Origin of the sequence: Pseudomonas sp. BAV 4579 (assembly GCF_009765395.1) — a bacterium.
In the GTDB taxonomy this organism is placed as follows: domain Bacteria; phylum Pseudomonadota; class Gammaproteobacteria; order Pseudomonadales; family Pseudomonadaceae; genus Chryseomonas; species Chryseomonas aestiva.
This window is the reverse complement of sequence record NZ_WHOV01000003.1, coordinates 94,112-111,688: the sequence shown is the minus strand read 5'-3', so window position 1 is coordinate 111,688 and position 17,577 is coordinate 94,112. Positions and strand designations below refer to the sequence as shown.

Sequence of the window (17,577 nt, the reverse complement as noted above, 5' to 3'; positions counted from 1 at the left end):
CCCCGCGCCCCTATAATATCGGCCCTTTCGCCCACCGATTTTCGCGGAGCAGGCTATGGCCGAACGCAAGGCAACCGTCGAGCGCAACACCCTGGAAACCCAGGTCAAGGTATCCCTGGATCTGGACGGCACGGGCGCAGCGCGCTTCGACACCGGGGTCCCCTTCCTCGAGCACATGCTCGACCAGATCGCCCGCCATGGGCTGATCGACCTCGATATCCACTGCCGCGGCGACCTGCACATCGACGACCACCACACGGTGGAAGACATCGGCATCACCCTCGGCCAGGCCTTCGCCAAGGCCGTCGGCGACAAGAAGGGCATCCAGCGCTACGGCCATGCCTATGTGCCTTTGGACGAAGCCCTGTCACGGGTGGTCATCGACTTTTCCGGCCGGCCCGGACTGCACTGGAACGTACCCTTCACCCGCGCCACCGTGGGGCGCATGGACGTCGACCTGTTCCTCGAATTCTTCCAGGGCTTCACCAATCACGCCCAGGTGACCCTGCACGTCGACAACCTGCGCGGCGTCAACAGCCACCACCAGATCGAGACGGTGTTCAAGGCCTTTGGCCGCGCCCTGCGCATGGCCCTCAGCGAAGATCCGCGCATGGCCGGTGTCATGCCCTCCACCAAGGGGTGCCTGTGATGCAGACGGTAGCCGTCATCGACTATGGCATGGGCAACCTGCACTCCGTGGCCAAGGCCCTGGAGCATGCCGGTAGCCACCAGGTGCTGGTGACCGGCGATCCCGCGGTGATCCGCGAGGCGGACCGCATCGTGCTGCCCGGCGTCGGCGCCATCCGCGACTGCATGGCCGAGATCCGCCGCCAGGGCATCGATGAACTGGTACGCGAAGTCAGCCAGGACCGGCCCTTCCTCGGCGTCTGCGTCGGCATGCAGGCGCTGATGCAGCGCAGCGAAGAGAACGGCGGCGTGGACTGCATCGGCCTGTTCCCCGGCGCCGTGCGCCGCTTCCCGGGCGGCATGCAGGAAGAGGGCGAGACCCTCAAGGTGCCGCACATGGGCTGGAACGAGGTCAGGCATGTGCTCGACCATCCGCTCTGGCACAGCATCCCTGATCGCGCCCGCTTCTATTTCGTGCACAGCTTCTATGTCGAGGCCGGCAATCCGCGCCAGGTGGTCGGTCGCGGCCATTACGGCCTGGACTTCGCCGCGGCGCTGGCCGACGGCTCGCGCTTCGCCACCCAGTTCCACCCCGAGAAGAGCGCCGACTGCGGTCTGCAGCTCTATGCCAACTTCCTCGCCTGGGACGGCCGCTGGTAATGGCGCGCAAGCCGCCCGCGCCGCTGGTGACGCTCGAGCCCGAGCAGAGCCAGCGCCTGGTCGCGGCCTTGCAGACCCTGCTGGACGATCGCTTCGAGGTCCGCCTGGGACGGTTCGAAGTCGAGGAACTGCTGGATTTCTTCGCCCGCGAGTGCGGGCCGCTGTACTACAACAAGGCGGTTGCCGACGTGCAGACCCTGCTCAGGGAACGTGTCGACAGCCTGGAAAGCGACATCTGGGCGCTGGAAAAGCCCTAGATCGCCCTCACCCCCGAGCCAAGGTATTGCCATGCTGATCATCCCCGCCATCGACCTCAAGGACGGTGCCTGTGTCCGCCTGCGCCAGGGGCGCATGGAAGATTCCACCGTGTTCTCCGACGATCCCGTGGCCATGGCCGCCCAGTGGGTCGACGGCGGCTGCCGCCGGCTGCACCTGGTGGATCTCAACGGCGCCTTCGAAGGCCAGCCGGTCAATGGCGAGGTGGTCACCGCCATCGCCAGGCGCTATCCCGGCCTGCCGATCCAGATCGGCGGCGGCATCCGCTCGCTGGAGACCATCGAGCACTATGTGCGTGCCGGCGTCAGCTACGTGATCATCGGCACCAAGGCGGTCAAGCAGCCGGAATTCGTCGCTGAAGCTTGCCGGGCCTTCCCCGGCAAGGTCATCGTCGGCCTGGATGCCAAGGACGGCTTCGTCGCCACCGACGGCTGGGCCGAGGTCAGTGAACTGCAGGTCACCGACCTGGCCCGTCGCTTCGAAGCCGACGGCGTCAGCGCCATCGTCTACACCGACATCGCCCGCGACGGCATGATGCAGGGCTGCAACGTGCCGGCCACCCGCGCCCTGGCCGAAGCCACCAGCATCCCGGTGATCGCCTCCGGCGGCATCCACAACCTGGGCGACATCCAGAACCTGCTCGACGCCCGCAGCCCGGGCATCATCGGCGCCATCACCGGCCGCGCGATCTACGAGGGCACCCTCGACGTCGCCGAGGCCCAGGCGCTGTGCGACAACTTCAAGGTCTGAGGACTCAGTCATGGCGCTGGCCAAACGCATCATCCCCTGCCTGGACGTGGACAATGGCCGCGTGGTCAAGGGCGTCAAGTTCGAGAACATCCGCGATGCCGGTGATCCGGTGGAGATCGCCCGCCGCTACAACGAGCAGGGTGCCGACGAGATCACCTTCCTCGACATCACCGCCAGCCACCAGGGCCGCGATACCACCCTGCACACCGTGGAGCGCATGGCCAGCCAGGTGTTCATCCCGCTGACCGTGGGCGGTGGCGTGCGCACCGTGCAGGACATCCGCAACCTGCTCAACGCCGGTGCCGACAAGGTCTCGATCAACACCGCGGCGGTCTTCACCCCGGAGTTCGTCGGCGAATCTGCGGCACGCTTCGGTTCCCAGTGCATCGTGGTGGCCATCGACGCCAAGCGGGTCAGCGGCCCCGGCGAAACCCCGCGCTGGGAGATATTCACCCATGGCGGACGCAAGCCCACCGGCCTCGACGCCGTGGCCTGGGCGCAGAAGATGGAAGGCCTGGGCGCCGGCGAGATCCTGCTCACCAGCATGGACCAGGACGGCATGAAGAACGGCTTCGACCTGGGCGTGACCCGCGCCGTCAGCGAGGCGGTGGGCATCCCGGTGATCGCCTCCGGTGGCGTCGGCAATCTGCAGCACCTGGCCGACGGCATCCTCGAAGGCAAGGCCTCTGCGGTGCTGGCCGCGAGCATCTTCCATTTCGGCGAATGCACCATTCCCGAGGCTAAACGGTACCTGGCCGAAAAAGGGATTGTGATACGCTCCACAAAATCTTAAGCACCGGCGGTGCCGGCAGGGAGAGGGGCGTGCGCAAGGGAGTCTGGGCCTGCTTGGCCGGTTTGCTGCTGGTATCCACCGCGGTCAGGGCGGAGCTTCCGGCGGGCTATCAGCTGACGCTGCTGACGGAAAACTTCCCGCCCTACAACTTCTCCGTCGATGGCAAGAACTTCGCCCGCGAGGGCGAGCTCAAGGGCATCGCCGTCGACATGGTCCGCGAGATGTGCAAGCGGGCCGGCATCTCCTACAACCTCACCCTGAGATTTCCCTGGGAGCGGATCTACGGCATGGCCCTGGATCAGCCCGATCACGGCGTCTTCGTCACTGCCCGGCTGCCAGAGCGCGAGGGCCTGTTCAAATGGGTCGGTCCCATCGGCCCGGACGACTGGGTGCTGCTCGGTCGCGCCGACAGCCACCTGCAGCTGCGCAGCCTGGACGATGTCCGCAAGCAGCAGCTCAAGATCGGCGCCTACAAGGGCGACGCCATAGCCGAGAGTCTCGTCCAGCAGGGCTTCCAGCCGGATCTTGCGCTGCGCGATCAGGAAAACGTGCAGCGCCTGGTCAAGGGACAGATCGATGTCTGGGCCACCGGAGATCCCGCCGGTCGTTACCTGGCCCGCCAGGAAGACGTGACCGGACTCAAGATGCTGCTGCGCTTCAACAGCGGCGAGCTGTTCCTGGCGCTGAACAAGCAGACCCCCGACGAGGTGGTACAGAAGCTGCAGAAGGCCCTCGACGAGATGCGCCAGAGCGGCGCGGTTCAGACCATCTTCAATCGTTATCTGTGATCCCGGCGGGCCGAGCGATCGGCGCGGGCGGTCGCCTGAGGAGAGAGCTATGCGCAAGTCCTGGTTGGCCATCGCCGCCGTGCTGTTGAGTTGCACCCTCGGCCTGGGGATAGCCCGGGCGGAATTGCCAGCGGGCTATCGCATGGTGCTGCTGACCGAGAACTTCCCGCCCTTCAACATGGCGGTGGACGACAAGAACTTCGCGCGTGACGATGCCATCGACGGCATCAGCGCCGATCTGGTGCGCGAGATGTTCAAGCGCGCCGGGATCGACTACAACCTCTCGCTGCGCTTTCCCTGGGATCGCATCTACAACCTGACCCTGGAAAGCCCCAACTACGCGCTGTTCTCCGTGTCGCGCACCGAGTCCAGGCTGCCGCTGTTCAAGTGGGTCGGCCCGCTGGGCAAGACCCGCAAGGTGTTCATGGCGCTGTCCGGCAGCACCCTCAAGGTGCCAGACCTGGCCACGGCAGCCCGGCTGCGCGTCGGTGCCTACAAGAATTCCGCCGTGAGCCTAATGATTCAGGAAAAGGGCATCGTCCCCATCGACGCCCTGCGTGATCAGGAGAACATCGCCAAGTTGCAGAAGGGCGAGATCGACGTCTGGGCCACCACCGACGTGGTCGCCCGCTACCTGGCCAAGCAGCAGGGCGTCAGCAACCTGCAGACCCTGCTCAGCTTCCAGGAATCCGACCTCTACCTGGCCTTGAACAAGGACACCCCCGACGAGGTGGTGACCCGCCTGCAGCAGGCCCTGGATGCCATGCGCCGCGAAGGCCTGGTCGACAGCATCACCAACAACTATCTCTAGTGCGGCGCCGCGTGGCGGGCGCCTGGCGAGTTGCGCTGGAGGCAAGCATTCGCCAGCGTCCTGTCTGGACGCGAGGTACCAGGGATTCCGCATGGCCGCGGCAGCTGGACGGGGCCGCGAAGCTTTGACGACCGCGGTGAGGTCAGCCGCAGTGAGCGCTGAATGTTGTAAAGGGATACTCAACGAAACCTCGGAAATGCGGCCTTGCGTCGCCAGGGAGTTGCAATGCAAAAGCTGTGGTTGCGTCTTGCAGGTGTACTGCTGGGTTGCACGCTGGGCTTGACCCAGGCCCGTGCCGAGCTGCCGGATTACTATCAGGTCGTGCTCCTGACCGAGAATTATCCCCCCTTCAACATGTCGGTCGATGACAAGAACTTCGCCCGCGATGACGCCATCGACGGTATCGCCACCGATGTCGTCCGCGAGATGTTCAGGCGTGCGGGCATCAAGTACAGCCTTTCGCTGCGCTTCCCCTGGGATCGCATCTATCGGCTGACCCAGGAGACGCCCAACTACGGACTCTTCTCCGTCGCCTACACCGAGGCGCGCAAGGATCAGTTCAAATGGGTGGGACCCTTCGGCCGTTCGAGCTGGACCCTGCAGGCGCTGCCGGGCAGCAAGCTGGACATCAAGACGCTCAAGGACGCCGCCCGCTATCGCATCGGTGCCTATCGCAACGATGTGATCAGCAAGACGCTGACCGCCCAGGGCATTCCGGTCATCGACGCCCTGCGTGACCAGGAGAACGTCGACAAACTGGTGAAAGGCCAGATCGATATCTGGGCTACCGCCGATCCCGTCGGCCGCTATCTCGCCAAGCAGCAGGGGGTGACCGGCTTGCAGACGCTGCTTCGCTTCAACGAGGTGGATCAGTATCTGGCGCTGAACAAGGACACGCCTGACGAAGTGGTGACACGCCTGAAGGCCGCCCTGGAGCAGATGCGCAAGGAAGGGGTGATCGACAGCATCACCAACAACTACCTCTGACGTCTGGAGGCGGTCGCTAGCGATAGCGACCGGCGCGGCCGTGCCCGGGCATGGCCTGGTTGGCGCGCAGGGCGATTATCTGCGGCAGGTCTATGACTTCCACGCCCTGGGCCTTGAGCAGGGGCAGCTGCTGGGCCAGCACCGCCAAGGTCGCCGGGTGTGGATGGCCGATCAGCACCGCGCTGCCCTGGCGCTGGGCCAGGCGCACGCCTTCGGCCAGCTGGGCCGCCACCGCCGCCGGAGTGGCGTCGTTGTCGAGAAAGACATCGCGCGAGACGCTGGCCAGGCCGATCCTCTGGGCTTCCGCCGCGGCCACGGTGGCAGCGCTGGTGCGGCTGTCAAGAAACAGCAGGTGGCGCTCCTGCAGGACCTGCATCAGCTCGGCCATGGCCGGTCGGTCCGCGGTCATGCGACTGCCTTCGTGATTGTTCACCCCATCCGCCTCGGGTACCCGCTCCAACGCCCGGTCCAGGCGTTGCAGGCGCTCGGCCGAAGACATCTCCGGATGCCAGGCATAGGGACCGCCGGCTGGGTCCATGGGCAGGTGCAGCAGCACGGTGCGCCCGGCGCGGTGCGCCGCGGCGGCCAGTTCGGCGGCGTAGCGGGTCTCGGGGATGATCGCCAGGACCACCGGCGCGGGCAGGGCCAGGACCTGACGATCCCGGGCCGGATTCTGCCCGAGGTCGTCGATGACGATGGTCAGCTGCGCGGTGGCGGCCTGGGCAAGCGTGCCGACCAGGGCGAGCGCCCCGGCCAGTAGCCAGCGTCCAGCCCTCACGGGGTATGGGTGACGTTGAGTCCCTTGAGCAGCGACAGCGCCTGGGAGAGCTGGAAGTCGTCATCCTGCGGCCGCGGACTCTGGTTCGGCGCCTTGCTGCCGGTAGGCCGATCGGCGCCGCCATTGCCATTGCCCAGGTGACCGGCCAGATCGGCTTCGCGGAAGTATTCGTCGCCACCGCTCTGCGGGGTGACCTTGGCCCGCGCCACGGCGATGTCCGGAGTGATGCCCTGGGCCTGGATGGAACGGCCGCTCGGCGTGTAGTAGAGCGCCGTGGTGAGCTTGAGCGCCCGGTCGTTGTTGAGCGGCAGCACCGTCTGCACCGAACCCTTGCCGAAGCTATCGGTGCCCATGAGGATGCCGCGCTTGGAATCCTGCAGGGCGCCGGCGACGATCTCGGCGGCCGAGGCGCTGCCGCCGTTGATCAGCACCACCAGGGGCACCTTCTCGCTGGGATCGGCGGCATCGGCCGAGAAGCGCAACTCGGAATTGGGCAGGCGGCCCTTGGTGTAGACGATCAGGCCGTGGGTCATGAAGGCATCGGCCACCTCGACCGCCGACTGCAGTACCCCGCCCGGGTTGTTTCTCAGGTCGAGGATCAGGCCCTTGAGCTTGCCCTTGTTTTCCTGACGCAGCTTGGCGAGCGCCTTGACCGTCTCTTCGCCGGTATTCACCTGGAACTGCGAGATGCGCAGCAGGCCGTAGCCGGATTCGAGCAACTGGCTCTTGACGCTGTTGACCTTGATCACCGCCCGCGCCAGCTTGACGTCGAACGGCTGGCCGCCACCGCGGACGATGGTCAGCACGATGGGGCTGCCCGGCTTACCGCGCATCTTGTCGACCGCTTCGTTGATGGCCTGGCCCTTGGTCGGCTGGCCGTCGATCTTGACGATCAGATCGCCCGGTTGCAGGCGCGCCTTGGCCGCCGGGGTGTCGTCGATGGGCGAGACCACCTTGATGAAGCCGTTCTCCTGGCCGACTTCCAGGCCCAGACCGCCGAATTCACCGCTGGTAGTTTCCTGCAGTTCGGCGAAGTCCTTGGGTTCCAGGTAGGCGGAATGCGGATCCAGGTTGCTGAGCATGCCCTTGATGGCGTTTTCCAGCAGGACCTTGTCCGACACCGGCTCCACATAGGCCGCCTTGATGCGGTCGAACACCTCGGCAAAGGTGCGCAGCTCGTCCAGCGGCAGCGGAGCGCTGGCCGGGGCCGCGGGCGCGGCGCCCGGTGCGACCGGCGTCACCGCAGCCGGCGTGCTCTGCGGCGATTGCGCCTGGACGACTCCGACGCCGCTGAACAGCAGGGCGAGGACCAGGACGGTGGGACGAAAGCGATGCGGCATGTGCAGCTCCTAAACCGAGGTGTGTCGCACTATCCCTGAGCACGGCACCAGATGACCGGGTCCGTCGGGCGGCCCTGTTGGCGGATGGCGAAGTACAAGGCGGAGGCTTCCTGACCGCCGCTGGCGCCGACGGTCGCGATGGCATCCCCGGCCTTGACCACGTCACCCGCAGACTTGAGCAGGCTCTGATTATGTCCGTACAGGCTGAGATAGCCATTCCCATGATCGATGATAACCAGCTGGCCGGCGCCTCTTAGCCAGTCGGCGAAGACCACCCGGCCGTCGTGCACCGCCTTGACCCGGGTACCAGCCCCGGCCGCGATCAGGACACCGTCCCATTTCGCCCGGGGGTCGTCGCCGCGGGCACTGCCGAAGCGGGCCACCAGACGGCCATCGACCGGCCAGGGCAGCTTGCCGCGGGCATTGGCGAAGGCGCCGCCATAGGCAGGTGCTGCACTAGACACCGCCAGCTCCGGGGCGTTCGAGGGGCGTGGGGCTTTCGGCTCGCTTTGCGCCTGGCGCCGTGCCGCTTCCCGCGCCTGGGCGGCGCGGGCTTCGGCGAGCTGCCGCTGCCGGGCTTCCTCGGCCTCGCGGGCCTGGCGCGCGAGGGTTTCCTCAATGGTCTTGAGCACCTTGTTCAGCGCGGCCTGATCCTGCTCGCGGCTCTCGATCTCGCGACTCTTATCGCGGTAGTCCGCATTGATCTTGGCCAGCGCCGCCTGGCGCTCCTTGCGCACCTCGGCGAGCTCCGCCTGCCGCTTTTCCAGGTCTTCGCGGCGGGCGACCAGGTCGCCCTGTTCCTGCTGGATGCCCTGTTCCACCTCGCGCAACTCGCGCAGGGTGTCGTTGAAGGTGGCGAGCTGATCCAGCCGGGTGCGATTCAGGTAGTTGTAGTAGGTGAGGGTGCGGCTGACCTTTTCCGGATGCTCCTGGTTGAGCAGCAGCTTGAGGTATTCCTGGCGGCCGCTCTGGTAGGCGGCGCGCACCTGCACGGCGATCAGCTGTTGTTGCTCAGCGCGAGACTGGTTGAGCTTCTTCTTGCGCCCGTCCAGCTCTTGCAGCTTTTTTTCGCCGTTCTCCAGCTGCTTCTGCAGCGAGTCGACCTGCTTTTCCAGCTCGCCCATCTGGGTCTCGGTGCCCTGCAGCTGCTTCTGCACGCCGGACTTTTCGGCCTGTACCTGCTTGAGGACCTTCTGCATCTCCTGGATTTCCCGGCGGGTCTGCTCGATCTGCCGCTGGGTATCGGCGCGGTCGTCGGCCAGGGCGGGAGCGAGAACGCTGGCAAGCAGGAGAAGGGCGAGAACACGGCGCATGCGAGGTCGTACGTTTCTAGGGCGAAGCGCCTAGTATGCCCGTCACATCCGGCAAAAAAAACGGCAAGGTACGCCGTTCAGCGTTCACAGCCCGACCAGGCGGCCAGGCTGCGAACGAGGGGGCATTTCCACTTCAATAGCCGACGGTGAAGCGGGTCTTGTGATGAGCGGGCCGTTCGACCTCGTCCAGCAGGGCCACGGCGAAGTCCTCGTAGGAGATATGGCTGTCGCCGGCCGCGTCGAACAGCAGGGCATCGTCCTCCAGGCGGAACCGCCCGGTACGGGTGCCGGGCGCGAAGACCATCTGCGGACTGACGAAGACCCAGTCGAGGTCGCTCACCGTGCGCAAGGTGTCCAGGGTGGCGATGCCGGCTCCGGCTTCGCTGCGGTATTCCGCGGGAAAGGCCGGCGCATCGAACAGCCGCGAGCCGTCCGGCAGATTCAGGCTGGCGGCGCCGCCAACGATCAGCAGCCGCGGAATGCCGGTGGCGCGGGCGAAGTCGAGCAGGGCGCTCGGCGCGAGGTCGGCGAATCTCAGGCTGCTGATCAGCACCTCGTGACCGGCCAGGGCCGGGGCGGTCTGCAGATTGGTGACATCACCGGCGACCACCGTCAGGTCGGGCCGCGCCGCCAGGCGCGCGGGATCCCGTACCAGGGCGGTGACCCGGTGGCTGCGGGAGAGGGCTTCGTCGAGCAGGCGGCTGCCGACGTTGCCGGTGGCGCCAAGCAGGGCGATGGAGGTCATGGCTGGATTCCTCGGAAGTGAAGGGAAGCCAAGCCTAGGCAGAGCCGCGGAAGCCGCCAAGGAGGCAGTTCGAGATGAGCTGGTTACCTGCGGATAACCCGGGGCCGGCGAGGGTATGGCGGCATCGGGGGGCTGTGTATACTGGCCAGCATTTTTAGCCCTCCTTGGATAGCTCTTTCATTATGGAATTTATCGGTCGGGCGGTTGAATTCGCCACCCATCATCCGCTTCTCGTCGCCGCCTTCCTCGCCATCGTCGCCCTGATGCTGTTCAACGAGACCCGTCGTGGCGGGCGCAGCCTGTCCACCGGTGAACTCACCAACCTGCTCAACCGCGAGCAGGGCGTGGTCCTCGACATCCGTCCGAGCAAGGACTTCGCCGCCGGGCATATCGTCGGCGCGCTGAACATCGCTCAGGAGAAAGTCGCCAGCAGCCTGTCTCTACTGGAGAAGCACAAGGCCAAGACCCTGATCGTGGTGGACAGCGCCGGCCAGCAAGCCGGCGCCGTGTGCGGCGATCTGCAGAAGGCCGGCTTCACCGCCGCCCGGCTGAACGGCGGCATCGCCACCTGGCGTGCAGAAAACCTGCCCCTGGTGAAGTGAACCCCTAGCGTGGCCGCCCCATCGGCCACTGGAGACCGCGCATGTCTGACGTCGTCATCTATACCAGTGCCTGGTGTCCCTATTGCCATCGAGCCAAGCACCTGCTCGATCGCAAGAACGTGGCCTACCGGGAAGTCTCCGTCGACGGCCAGCCGGCGCTGCGCAGCGAGATGGCCCGCAAGGCCGGTCGCACCAGCGTGCCGCAGATCTGGGTCGGCAGCACCCACGTCGGCGGTTGCGACGAGCTCTATGCCCTAGACCGAAGCGGGCGTCTCGATCCGCTGTTGTCCGCCTGACCAACACTCACAACTCAAGGCCCTACCATGACCGACCAAGCCAATGGCGCCCAGGAAGACGGCGCTCAATTCTCCCTGCAGCGCATCTACATCCGCGACCTGTCCTTCGAGGCGCCCAAGAGCCCCGAGATCTTCCGTCAGGACTGGCAGCCCAACGTCAACCTGGACCTGGCCACCCGCCAGAAGACCCTGGGCGACGACTTCCACGAAGTGGTGCTGACCCTGACCGTGACCGTCAAGAACAACGAAGAGACCGCCTTCATCGCCGAAGTGCAGCAGGGTGGCATCTTCCTGATCAAGGGCCTGGACGCCGCCTCCATGGCCCATGCCCTGGGCGCCTTCTGCCCCAACATCCTGTTCCCCTACGCCCGTGAGGCGCTGGACAACATGGTGGTGCGTGGCTCCTTCCCCGCGCTGATGCTGCAGCCGGTGAATTTCGACGCCCTCTACGCCCAGGAACTGGCCCGCATGCAGACCGCTGGCGAAGCCTGATCGGCGCCGCTGCGGTGACGAACGCCCCTTGCGAGGGGCGTTCTGCTGTCTGGTCCTGGCTTTCTCGGGGAGTGCCTAGGCCCTGTCTGCCTCTGGCTCGCGTGCCTTTTTGCCCGCTCTGAGCTTGCGGCTGGCGCGCCAGAGATCGAAGCTGAACACGGCCAGGCCCGTCCAGATGCAGATGAAGGCGAACAGTCGCTCGCGCGGGAAGGGTTCGTCATAGAGCCAGACCGCCTGGATCAGCACCAGAGTCGGTGCCAGGTACTGCAGGAAGCCCAGGGTCGAATAGGGCAGCTTGCGCGCCGCGGCGTTGAAGCACAGCAGGGGGATCAGGGTGACCGGACCGGCCAGCACGATCAGCAGGCCCAGCGAGGACTGCCAGGTCTCGGCCTGCAGGCTCATCCCCGGCGTCAGCAGCGGCAGCGCGACCAGGGCGATCGGCACCAACATCCAGCTCTCCACCACCATGCCCGGCAGCGCGGCCACCGGCGTCTGCCGCCGCACCAGGCCATAGAAGGCGAAGCTCAGCGCCAGCGCCAGGGAGACCCAGGGCAGTTGCCCCAGGGTCCACAGCTGCTGGGCCACGCCCAGCACCGCCAGGCCCACGGCGATCCACTGCAGCGGGCGCAGGCGCTCACCGAGGATCACCAGGGCGAGCAGGATGTTGACCAGCGGATTGATGTAGTAGCCCAGGCTCGCCTCGACCACGTGGGCGTTGTTGACCGCCCAGATGTAGACCAGCCAGTTGCAGGCCACCAGCGCGCCGGACACCGCCAGCCAGAGCAGCCGTCGCGGGTGGGCGCGCAACTCTGCCCACCAGCCGCGATGGCGCCAGACCAGCAGCAGGAACGCGCTGAACAGGGCGGACCAGAGGATGCGCTGGAACAGGATCTCGGTCGCCGGCAGGGCGGCCAGCAGTTTGAAGAACAGCGGAAACAAGCCCCACAGCCCGTAGGCGATGAGGCCCAGGGCGTAACCCTGGCGCAAGGCAGACATGAGGGATCCTTAGGCAGGCAACTTTCTTGTCCGGGCAGGATAGCTCAAGGGGCTGCGGGATGTCGGAATGGGTGATGCTTCCTGTCGTCAGCCCTGGCAGGCTGGCATCCCGCACTCGCGAGCATGGCAGTGCGCCTCTGCGACTGCTGCGTGGGCCGCAGGCATTGTCTAATCGCGGCCATGGGCCGCTCCTATGGGTCAGGTTGCTGTAGGAGCGGCCCATGGCCGCGATCAGTGTTGTAGCGTGGAAAACGGCGCAGCCTTTTCCACTGGAGAACTCTTCACGGGGCATACCCTCACCCGGGGGGAGAGGGATATTCGAGCGCCCAGGCTAGAACAGTCGCAACGGCGCCTCGTCCAGAGCCGCGCGCTGTTCGCGCAGGGTGAGGATCTGGTCGCCCCAGTAGCGTTCGCTGCCGAACCAGGGAAAGCTCTTGGGAAAGGCCGGATCGTCCCAGCGGCGTGCCAGCCAGGCGCTGTAGTGCATCAGCCGCAGGGTGCGCAGTCCTTCGATCAGGGCCAGTTCGCGCGGCTGGAAATCGTGGAATTCCTCGTAGCCGTCCATCAGCTCGGACAACTGCGTCAGCCGCTCCTGGCGATCGCCGGCCAGCAGCATCCAGAGATCCTGCATGGCCGGGCCGTGGCGGCAGTCGTCGAGGTCGACCATATGGTAGGCATCATCGCGACAGAGCAGGTTGCCCGGATGGCAGTCGCCGTGCAGGCGGATGACGTCGTAGCTGACACTCTCGAAGAGTTCGTCGAGGCGCAGGAGCAAATCGCGCGCCACGGATTCATAGGCGGGCAGCAGGCTCTTGGGGATGAAGTTGCCGGTCAGCAGTGTATCCAGGGAGGCATGGCCGTAGCCCTGGACATCCAGCGATTCACGGTGCTGGAAGGGCCGGCTGGCACCCACCGCATGCAGGCGACCGAGCAACTGGCCGAGGCGATGCAGCTGGTTGAGATCGCCTGGCTCCGGCGCCCGGCCGCCACGGCGGGGAAAGAGTGCGAAGCGAAAGCCGGCATGGGTGAACAGGGTCTGGCCGTCGCGCTGCAAGGGTGCGACCACGGGTACCTCGCGCTCTTCCAGTTCGGCGGAAAAGGCGTGCTCTTCCAGAATGGCCGCATCGGTCCAGCGATCCGGACGGTAGAACTTGGCGATCAGCGGGGTCTCGGCTTCGATGCCGATCTGATAGACGCGATTCTCGTAGCTGTTGAGCGCCAGCACCCGGGCATCGCTGAGATAGCCCAGGCTTTCGATGGCGTCGATGACGAGGTCGGGACTCAGATTTTCGAACGGATGAGACATGGCACGCTCCTCGGTCACGGGGGACGATGGCGATTGCCACCCTGCATCCGGGAGATGCTAGCGCATGCCCGAGCCCCATGGCGAAGGCTCGAGCGCTATCCGCTCGCCGGTCAGGCGCCGATCACACCGCCGTCTTCGCGGCTGATGACCATCACCGAGGAGCGTGGCTGGCCATCCGCTCGCTGCTCCGGGAATTGGGAGCCGCCTTCCTCGCCGGGGTGCTGGATGCCGACGAACATCGTCCGGTAGTCCGGCGAGAAGGCCAGGCCGGTGACCTCGCAGCCGATCGGGCCGACCAGGAAGCGGCGCATCTCGCCGCTGCGCGGATCGGCGCAGAGCATCTGGTTGTTGCCCATGCCCTCGTAGTCGCCCTTGTTGCTGTACTTGCCGTCGGTGAGCACCCACAGCCGGCCGGCAGCGTCGAAGCCCAGGCCATCGGGACTATTGAACATGTTCTCGGCGTTGATCTGCCGGGAGCCCGCTTCCGGCGTGCCCGGGTGCGCCTTGGGATTGCCGGCGATGACGAACAGATCCCAGTCGAAGCTCAGGGCCGCGGCATCGTCGTCGTTTTCGCGCCAGCGCACGATCTGGCCGTAGAGGTTGTTGGCGCGGGGATTGGGGCCGCCCACTGGCATGCCGTCTTCGCCGCGCTTGGTGTTGTTGGTCAGGGTGCAATAGACCTGGCCGTCCTTGGGGCTGACGGCGATCCACTCCGGGCGGTCCATGCGCGTGGCGCCGACCTGGGTGCCGGCCTGGCGGGCGTGGATGAGCACCTCGGCCTGGCTGGCGAAGCCGTTGGCGGCGGTGAGGCCGTTCTCGCCATGTACCAGCGGCAGCCACTGGCCGCGGCCCTTGGGGCGGTTCGGATCACGGTCGCCTTCGTCGAAGCGGGCGACATAGAGGGTGCCGTGATCGAGCAGCTCGCGATTGGCCTTGGGATCGTCCTGCAGGGGCTCGCGGCTGACGAACTTGTAGATGAATTCGCCGCGCTCGTCGTCACCCATGTAGACCACCACGCGGCCATCGCGGGTGCGGGTAAGGGCGGCGTTCTCGTGTTTGAAACGACCCAGGGCGGTGCGCTTGACCGGCTTGGCCTGGGGATCGAAGGGATCGATCTCGGTGATCCAGCCGTGGCGATTGAGTTCGTTGGGATTCTGCGCCAGGTCGAAACGGTCGTCGTGCAGGTGCCAGTCGTTCTCCACGCTGGCGTGCTTGACGCTATAGCGCTTCTGGGCCGCATCGAACTTCAGGTTGGCATCGCGACTGCCGAAGACGTCGGTGAAGTTCTCTTCGCAGGTCAGATAGGTATGCCAGGGCGTGGCGCCGCTGGAGCAATTCTGGAAGGTACCCAGCACCTCGCGTCCGGCCAGGTCGGCGGCGGTCTTGAGCAGGTCGTGGCCGGCAGCCGGACCGCTGACGGCGATGGGCGTGTTGCCGTGCACCCGGCGATTGTAGGGCGAGCCCTGGACGAAGTGCCATTGGCCGTCCACGCGCTTCACCTCGATCACCGAGACGCCCTCGGCGGCCTGAGCCTTGCGGGTGTCTTCCAGGGACTTGGGCGGCGTGCCGTGGCTGAGCAGGTAGCGGTAGTTGGTGTATTCGTTGTTGATCGCCATCAGTGCCCGATCCGGATCGTCCGGGAAGGGATAGAAGGCCATGCCGTCGTTGTTGTCGCCGAATTGCACCGCCTGGTCGGCGGCGCTGGGGCTGCCATCGGGGCGGAAGGCCGGGCCATCGGTGTGCAGCGGCTGGCCCCAGCTGATGAGCACGCTGGCGCGATAGCCGGGCGGCACCACCAGGGTGTCGGCGGTGGAGGCCGGGATGTTGGCGAAGCCGATCAGGGGATTGCCCGTGGCCTCGCTGACAGCGTCGGCCAGGGCGCTGCGCCCGAGCAGGCCGCCGCCCAGGAACAGGGCCGCGCTGGCCAGGGCGCCGGCGCCGATGAAGCGGCGGCGGCTGAAGTGGACGAGGCGTTCAAGATCGGTCTGGTCGTTGTGCATGCTCATGGCTCCCTCACGGTGTGCAGGCGAGGCTAGTCAGACTAAATGACGTTTTGGTGACAACGGCTAGTCGCCGGGTGGTGGCGTCCGCGCCAGGCAATAGACGTCGACCCGCCCGGCGCCGGCGCGCTTGAGCAGGCGCGCCAGGCTGTCGGCGGTAGCGCCGGTGGTGAGGACATCGTCCACCAGGGCCAGGTGGCGACCCTCCAGCGGGGCGTCCTTCACCAGGGCGAAGGCCTGTTTGAGATTGCGCCGCCGCAGGTTGGCACTCAGGCCCTGCTGGCTCTGTTGCTCCTGTACCCGCTGCAATAACCTGCCATCCACCGGCAGTTGCAGTGTCTTGCCGAGCCAGCTGGCCAGCAGGGCAGCCTGGTTGAAGCCGCGTTGGCGCAGGCGCAAGGCTGAGAGGGGAACCGGCAGCAGCAGGTCCGGGCGTGGCTGGCCTTCGTCGAACAGATGCTGCAGATGCCGCGCCAGCAGCGCCCCGGCCAGGCGACCGAGACTGCCCTGGTCGCGGTGCTTGAATCTGTTGATCAGGGTATCGACCGGAAAGGCATAGCGCCAGGGCGCCAGTACCTGGTCGAAGGCCGGTGGCCTGGCCAGGCAGCTGCCACAGAGTAGCCCGTCTACCGGTAGGGGCAGGGCGCAGCCTTGGCAGTGTGGCCCGAGCCAGGGCAGTTCGCTGTCGCAGCCTTCGCACAGCGGCAGTCCGGGCGGAAGCCAGGCGGCGCAGAGGGCGCAGTGGGTCCCAGGCCGCAGACGTTGCCAGTGGCGCTTTAATACAGAGGAGAACGGTAGGGTCATGACGGCATCCGTGCCGAGTGAGAGCCCTACTGTGCCAGGCCGCCGGCCTGGCTACCAGTCAGCCGCGAATCAGCCAGCCCATCATCATCAGGCCCAGGACCAGCCAGATGACGCCGCCCACTATCGAGCGGGCCATGAAGGCCCGTACCGCGGCGTAGAGCAGCAGCAGGCCGATGGCCAGGACCACGAAGCTGATATAGGAGTCGTCCATGCCGATGGAGCGCGCCATGCCATGGAGAAATTCGTGCACGGCATCGGCGATACCGCCGAGGACCGAGCCGAACAGGTCGATGATGAAACGGATGACTTGGCCGAGCGCCGCGCCGAGCCAGTCGAAGAAGCCTTCAGTACGCATGGATGTTTCCAGATCCTTGGCAATGTCCCTTGGAACCCGCGAAGCCCGCCGGGTTCGCGGTTGATCCGCGCTACACTGCGCGTTTTCCGCAGTTTCTCTCAAGTTCTTAGTGATGACAGCTACCGACGCGCTACCCCTGATCCTGCTTCCCGGCCTGCTCTGTGACCAGCGCCTCTGGGCCACCCAGGCTGCCGACCTGGCCGACACCTGCCCAGTATTCATCCCTGACCTCACCCGCGAGGTTGGCATCGCCGCGCTGGCCCGCCGGGTCCTGGCCGAGGCGCCGCCGCGCTTCGCCCTGGGCGCCCTGTCCATGGGCGGCTTTGTGGCCTTCGAGATCCTGCGCCAGGCGCCGGAGCGGGTGACGCGACTGGCGCTGTTCGACACCATGGCCAGCCCGGATACCCCCGAGCGTGCCACCCAGCGTCGCGCCATGCTCGACCTGGCCGAGCGCGGTCGCTTTCTCGGCATCAGTCCGCAACTGCTGCCACGCTTGATCCATGCCTCGCGACTGGGCACGCCGGTGGCCGATACCGTGCTGGCCATGGGCAAGGCGGTGGGCAAGGAGGCCTTCCTGCGCCAGCAGCAGTCGATCATCGACCGCCCCGATTCGCGGCCGACCCTGGCTCAGATCCAGGTGCCTACCCTGATCGTGGTCGGCGCCCAGGACCAGCTCACCCCGCCCGCCGAAGCCGAACTCATGGCGGCCGGCATCCAGGGCTCGCATCTGGTGGTGCTGGACGACTGCGGCCACCTGCCGCCGCTGGAGTTGCCGGAGCGGACCACGGCGCTGTTGCGGGAGTGGCTGGCCTGACCCCTCGTCGCGGACGCTGAACCCCGGCGCCAGGCGGGCCTCCA

At 66.4% G+C, this 17,577-nt stretch carries 21 protein-coding genes; 12 read left to right on the top strand and 9 right to left on the bottom strand.

Going from position 1 to position 17,577, the window contains the following annotated elements:
* Positions 1-55: 55 nt before the first annotated feature.
* The 8 genes from hisB (at position 56) to GSQ95_RS01610 (ending at position 5,692) form a co-directional block, all read left to right on the top strand.
* Positions 56-649 (top strand): imidazoleglycerol-phosphate dehydratase HisB, encoded by a 594-nt coding sequence (gene hisB, locus GSQ95_RS01645; RefSeq protein WP_058768514.1) that lies wholly within the window; start codon positions 56-58, stop codon positions 647-649.
* Positions 649-1,287: an imidazole glycerol phosphate synthase subunit HisH gene (gene hisH, locus GSQ95_RS01640; RefSeq protein ID WP_158892944.1), complete on the top strand. Its 639-nt coding sequence runs from the start codon at positions 649-651 to the stop codon at positions 1,285-1,287. Before hisB ends, hisH begins: the two co-directional genes overlap by 1 nt.
* Entirely contained in the window at positions 1,287-1,544 is a 258-nt protein-coding gene (locus GSQ95_RS01635; RefSeq protein WP_158892942.1) for a DUF2164 domain-containing protein, read from the top strand. Before hisH ends, GSQ95_RS01635 begins: the two co-directional genes overlap by 1 nt.
* 31 nt (positions 1,545-1,575) lie before the next feature.
* The gene (gene hisA, locus GSQ95_RS01630; protein WP_007159787.1) at positions 1,576-2,313 is read left to right on the top strand and encodes a 1-(5-phosphoribosyl)-5-[(5-phosphoribosylamino)methylideneamino]imidazole-4-carboxamide isomerase; all 738 of its coding nucleotides are present in this window, start codon (positions 1,576-1,578) and stop codon (positions 2,311-2,313) included.
* Positions 2,314-2,323: 10 nt separating this feature from the next.
* The gene (gene hisF / locus GSQ95_RS01625; protein WP_158892940.1) at positions 2,324-3,106 is read left to right on the top strand and encodes an imidazole glycerol phosphate synthase subunit HisF; all 783 of its coding nucleotides are present in this window, start codon (positions 2,324-2,326) and stop codon (positions 3,104-3,106) included.
* 29 nt (positions 3,107-3,135) lie between these two features.
* Positions 3,136-3,894: an ABC transporter substrate-binding protein gene (locus GSQ95_RS01620; protein ID WP_158892938.1), complete on the top strand. Its 759-nt coding sequence runs from the start codon at positions 3,136-3,138 to the stop codon at positions 3,892-3,894.
* Between the two features lie 49 nt (positions 3,895-3,943).
* On the top strand, positions 3,944-4,705 hold the full coding sequence (locus GSQ95_RS01615; protein WP_158892936.1) for an ABC transporter substrate-binding protein: 762 nt from the start codon (positions 3,944-3,946) through the stop codon (positions 4,703-4,705).
* Between the two features lie 225 nt (positions 4,706-4,930).
* The gene (locus GSQ95_RS01610; RefSeq protein WP_158892934.1) at positions 4,931-5,692 is read left to right on the top strand and encodes an ABC transporter substrate-binding protein; all 762 of its coding nucleotides are present in this window, start codon (positions 4,931-4,933) and stop codon (positions 5,690-5,692) included.
* A gap of 16 nt (positions 5,693-5,708) precedes the next feature.
* On the opposite strand, the gene GSQ95_RS01605 is transcribed toward GSQ95_RS01610, so the two are convergent.
* The 4 genes from GSQ95_RS01605 to GSQ95_RS01590 form a co-directional block, all read right to left on the bottom strand.
* On the bottom strand, positions 5,709-6,470 hold the full coding sequence (locus tag GSQ95_RS01605) for a divergent polysaccharide deacetylase family protein (protein ID WP_158892932.1): 762 nt from the start codon (positions 6,468-6,470) through the stop codon (positions 5,709-5,711).
* Positions 6,467-7,810: a S41 family peptidase gene (locus GSQ95_RS01600; protein WP_158892930.1), complete on the bottom strand. Its 1,344-nt coding sequence runs from the start codon at positions 7,808-7,810 to the stop codon at positions 6,467-6,469. Before GSQ95_RS01600 ends, GSQ95_RS01605 begins: the two co-directional genes overlap by 4 nt.
* A gap of 29 nt (positions 7,811-7,839) precedes the next feature.
* Positions 7,840-9,123, bottom strand: coding sequence for a murein hydrolase activator EnvC (locus tag GSQ95_RS01595; protein ID WP_158892928.1), 1,284 nt, complete (start codon positions 9,121-9,123; stop codon positions 7,840-7,842).
* Between the two features lie 133 nt (positions 9,124-9,256).
* Positions 9,257-9,868, bottom strand: coding sequence for an NAD(P)-dependent oxidoreductase (locus tag GSQ95_RS01590; RefSeq protein WP_158892926.1), 612 nt, complete (start codon positions 9,866-9,868; stop codon positions 9,257-9,259).
* A 182-nt stretch (positions 9,869-10,050) separates the two neighbouring features.
* Here GSQ95_RS01590 and GSQ95_RS01585 point away from each other — a divergent pair, with 182 nt between their 5' ends.
* The 3 genes from GSQ95_RS01585 to secB are packed head-to-tail and all read left to right on the top strand — an operon-like array spanning position 10,051 to position 11,258.
* Positions 10,051-10,470, top strand: a complete 420-nt coding sequence (locus tag GSQ95_RS01585; protein ID WP_133861980.1) for a rhodanese-like domain-containing protein — start codon at positions 10,051-10,053, stop codon at positions 10,468-10,470.
* Between the two features lie 41 nt (positions 10,471-10,511).
* Positions 10,512-10,766: a glutaredoxin 3 gene (gene grxC / locus GSQ95_RS01580; RefSeq protein WP_133861979.1), complete on the top strand. Its 255-nt coding sequence runs from the start codon at positions 10,512-10,514 to the stop codon at positions 10,764-10,766.
* A 27-nt stretch (positions 10,767-10,793) separates the two neighbouring features.
* A complete protein-coding gene (gene secB, locus GSQ95_RS01575; protein WP_007159775.1) occupies positions 10,794-11,258 on the top strand; it encodes a protein-export chaperone SecB in 465 nt (154 codons plus the stop codon).
* 75 nt (positions 11,259-11,333) lie between these two features.
* Here the strand turns inward: secB and rarD are convergent, their stop codons facing one another.
* From rarD to GSQ95_RS01550, 5 genes are all read right to left on the bottom strand, one after another.
* On the bottom strand, positions 11,334-12,254 hold the full coding sequence (gene rarD, locus GSQ95_RS01570) for an EamA family transporter RarD (RefSeq protein WP_158892924.1): 921 nt from the start codon (positions 12,252-12,254) through the stop codon (positions 11,334-11,336).
* 331 nt (positions 12,255-12,585) lie between these two features.
* Positions 12,586-13,560, bottom strand: coding sequence for a serine/threonine protein kinase (locus GSQ95_RS01565; protein ID WP_158892922.1), 975 nt, complete (start codon positions 13,558-13,560; stop codon positions 12,586-12,588).
* Between the two features lie 110 nt (positions 13,561-13,670).
* The gene (locus GSQ95_RS01560) at positions 13,671-15,560 is read right to left on the bottom strand and encodes a PhoX family phosphatase (protein ID WP_158892920.1); all 1,890 of its coding nucleotides are present in this window, start codon (positions 15,558-15,560) and stop codon (positions 13,671-13,673) included.
* 66 nt (positions 15,561-15,626) lie between these two features.
* Positions 15,627-16,364 carry a ComF family protein gene (locus tag GSQ95_RS01555; RefSeq protein WP_158973734.1) on the bottom strand — a complete coding sequence of 246 codons (738 nt, stop codon included), beginning with the start codon at positions 16,362-16,364 and terminating at the stop codon, positions 15,627-15,629.
* Between the two features lie 58 nt (positions 16,365-16,422).
* Positions 16,423-16,719 carry a hypothetical protein gene (locus GSQ95_RS01550; RefSeq protein ID WP_158894350.1) on the bottom strand — a complete coding sequence of 99 codons (297 nt, stop codon included), beginning with the start codon at positions 16,717-16,719 and terminating at the stop codon, positions 16,423-16,425.
* Positions 16,720-16,831: 112 nt separating this feature from the next.
* On the opposite strand from GSQ95_RS01550, the gene GSQ95_RS01545 reads away from it, so the two are divergent.
* On the top strand, positions 16,832-17,533 hold the full coding sequence (locus tag GSQ95_RS01545) for an alpha/beta fold hydrolase (protein WP_158894352.1): 702 nt from the start codon (positions 16,832-16,834) through the stop codon (positions 17,531-17,533).
* Positions 17,534-17,577 lie beyond the last annotated feature (44 nt).